Genomic DNA, 3,690 nt, shown 5'->3' on the forward strand with positions numbered 1-3,690 from the left:
CACGACGGAGCCGATTTAATGGACTTTTTACAAAAAAATTCTGCAGATTTACCTCATTTGTTATTTCTTGATTTAAACATGCCCAAGAAAACTGGTATGGAATGTTTATCGGAAATTAAAAAAGACCAAGATCTAAGTAAATTACCCGTTGTAATGTATTCAACTTCATCTAATCCAGATGTAATGGAATCTCTTTACAAAATTGGCGCTCAGTTTTACATTCGTAAACCTGCTGATTTCTCTAACTTAAAGTCAGTCATTAGTCAAGCAATTTCAAATGTCATACAAGAAAAAACATTAGCATCCACTCTACATCAATTTGAAATCAAACCTTTACTACATTAAATGAATTCCAATCTAGATAATGCTTCAAATGAATTTCTAATGGTTCAAGGTGAGATGGCCAAATTAATCCGAGAATATGATTGGACTAAAACAGCGGTTGGATCCATTGATAATTGGGAATTAAGCTTACGAACCACAGTTGGGATTGTTCTTAATTCCAAATTTCCTAAGTTTTTATTTTGGGGAGACGACCTAATTTGTTTTTATAATGATGCCTACAGGCCTAGTTTAGGACAAGACGGTAAACACCCTAGTATTTTGGGAATGCGTGGTGAAGAGGCATGGACAGAAATTTGGGATATAATAAAACCATTTATAGATCAAGTATCAAATGGCGGGGGCTCAACTTGGAGTGAAAATCAATTAATCCCTATTTTTAGAAACGGCCAAATAGAAGATGTTTATTGGACATTTAGTTATAGTGCAGTTACAAATGATAAAGGTAAAGTAAATGGAATTTTAGTAACTTGTTTTGAAACCACCGATAAAGTAAATGCTTTAAGAGAATTAGAAGATTCAAACAGTCAATTAGAGTTTGCAATCGAAGCTGCAGAATTAGGGACTTTTGATTTCAACCCTGTCTCTGGATTATTTAGATCGAATAACCGACTAAAAGAGATATTTGGGCTGCCACAAAAAGAAAATTTAGATTTAAAACAAGGCTTACAAGTAATTGTAGAAAAAGATGTAGACCGCGTAATGACTGCGTTCCAAAAATCTATGGAATATGCTTCTGGCGGTAAATATGACATACAGTATACAATTTTAAATCCCTTAACGTCTAACGAGCATATAGTACATGCTAAGGGCTTAGTATCATTTGATGATAAAAAAAATCCTTATAAACTAACTGGTACAGTACAAGATATTACTCAGCAGGCAATAGCTCAAACTAGTATTGAAACCAGTGAGAAATTTAATCGAACTGTTTTAGAAAGTAGTCCCGATTGTTTAAAAGTAATTGACAGTGAAGGTAGAGTTCAATTCATGAATGAAAATGGCTGCCAGTTAATGGAAATTGATGACTTTAACCAGATTAAAAACCAGTATTGGTGGGAAATGTGGGGCGAAGATAATAAAGATAAGATAAAGCAAATATTTAAAGAATCCTTAAATGGCAACGCAGCACATTTTAATGCTTATTGCCCTACCTTAAAAGGCACAGGAAAATGGTGGGACGTAGTAATTTCAGCTGCAAACACCAACAAAGAGGGACAGCAACAGGTTATAGCAGTATCTCGTGATATTACCGAACAAAAAAAGGCTGAAGAGCAAATTTTAAAAACGGCTACCCATTTGCAATTAGCAACTGATTCTGCAAATGTGGGAACGTGGTCTTTTGATGTGAAAACTGAAAAATTAGATTGGAGTGCGCTACATAAAAAAATGTGGGGCTATGATGAAAACACAGAAGATCTTGTTTACAGTGACTGGCATAGTATAATTATTGCAGAAGACCTAGAAAAGGCCTTTAAAATGATCGAACAAGCACGAATCAATCATTCCTTATACGAAGTAGAATATCGTATAAAAAGATTTAATGATGGCGCTATTCGTTGGATGAAATCAGAAGGAAAATACCTGTACGATGATAACGGAAATGCATTAACCTTAAATGGAATTAGTATTGATATTACTGAACAAAAAAACTTTACAACACAATTAGAATTAAAAGTTCGAGAACGTACCGAAGAATTAGCATACAAAACATTAGAATTAGAAAAAGCGAATAAAACGCTAGAACTAACAAATGAGAATCTTAATAAAATGAATAAAGAGCTGCAATCCTTTGCATACATCTCTAGTCATGATTTACAAGAGCCGCTACGAAAAATTCAAATTTTTGCTTCGAGATTAACCGAAACCGAAAAAGACAATTTATCCGAAAACGGTAACTATTTATTTAAAAGAATGCAAGCCGCTGCGGAACGAATGCAATCCCTTATAGATGATTTGCTTGCCTACTCACGAACTCATAATTCTGAACAAGATTATCAAAAAACCAATTTAAACGAGGTAATAGAACAAGTAAGTGGTGATCTATATGAAGAAATAGAACAACAAAATGCCACCATAGATAATCATAAAATTTGTGAGATTAATGTTATTCCTTTTCAATTTCAACAACTTTTTTATAATTTGATAAGTAATTCATTAAAATTTTCAAGCCCCAAAAGACCGTTAAAAATCACTATAAACGCAGAAAATAAAATTGGAAGCGAATTAAACGAAAGTACTCTTGTACCTTCGGTTACATATTGCCACATTACGTATACTGACAACGGAATCGGATTTGAGCCCCAATATAGCGAACGAATATTTGAACTATTTAAAAGATTACACCCAAATAGCGAATACAAGGGTACTGGAATTGGACTAGCGATTGTAAAAAAAATTATCGAAAACCATAACGGAACTATTACTGCAAAAGGGGAATTAGGAAAAGGAGCCACCTTTAATATTTATTTACCTGTTACAAAAGAATAACCATACATACCAAATCAGACTTATAAAACCATATAAAATTATAAGTGAATCGAAGCAACAGCCTTTATTCAAATTAGCACTAGTTACAAAGTAGTTATGATTATATTTTAAAAGTCATTTGCGATTACATAAAAGACTTTAAAAACACTTGAACATAACTTTATATTAAATCGATAAAAAGTATCTGTTTGATAGGTAAAAAGGCCAAATTCACTCCTATATTGCTACTACTATTGTAACAATTAATTTTAAGTGTGTAGACGCAAAACCTACTACTCTTCCGTTCCATAACCAATCAGAGAACCCATTTCAATTGAACACCTATAACTCACCTACCTAGTAAACTACCCTCTATCAACTATCCTTGCTTAATAGCCCCAAAAAACAAAATTAACATATCCCAATAATCCACAACGGTTTTCAATACAAACCTATTCAATCCACTGCCTGAATTTCTTGGGCCTGCCGCTACTTCCACTACGTTCCAGCACCGTCGGGCTATTCGTTACAATCTTTTTTGCGGCTAAAAAAAGTCTCAAAAAAGGATTTTCACTACTATCCCTCAGCCAAAAAATCAGTATTCACAAGAACATCAGCTTAAAAACAGAAGAAACTAGTTCAGATGAATCAGGATTTTAATAATGAAAGACATCGAATCGGATCAGGAACAAAACCTGGGGAGAGATTTAATAAAAATATAGATATTTGCAGAGCAACACAATAACAAATGGATTCTGTCGAACTTTTAAAATTTGTTCTTCCCGATTTTCTAGTAGATAACTTTGAAATAGTTTCTGCTCTCAATTCTGAGGAAAACCTACATCTCTATTTTGAAGAAAAATCAAAACCTCCCAAAGA

At 33.4% G+C, this 3,690-nt stretch carries 2 protein-coding genes; both read left to right on the plus strand.

Translation table 11 applies throughout. The features are described from left to right. Nucleotides 1-345, plus strand: a 345-nt coding sequence (locus tag P8M54_RS09955; RefSeq protein WP_300287672.1) for a response regulator, incomplete at its 5' end; no start/stop codon positions are given. Further along, nucleotides 346-2,832 (plus strand): PAS domain S-box protein, encoded by a 2,487-nt coding sequence (locus P8M54_RS09960; protein ID WP_300287674.1) that lies wholly within the window; start codon nt 346-348, stop codon nt 2,830-2,832. Nucleotides 2,833-3,690 lie beyond the last annotated feature (858 nt).

Source organism: Flavobacterium sp., from assembly GCF_029242675.1.
GTDB lineage: Bacteria > Bacteroidota > Bacteroidia > Flavobacteriales > Flavobacteriaceae > Flavobacterium.

Excerpts from the sequence above, each read along its gene's own strand:
- P8M54_RS09960 (WP_300287674.1), top strand. The coding sequence starts at position 346 with ATGAATTCCAATCTAGATAATGCTTCAAATGAATTTCTAATGGTTCAA.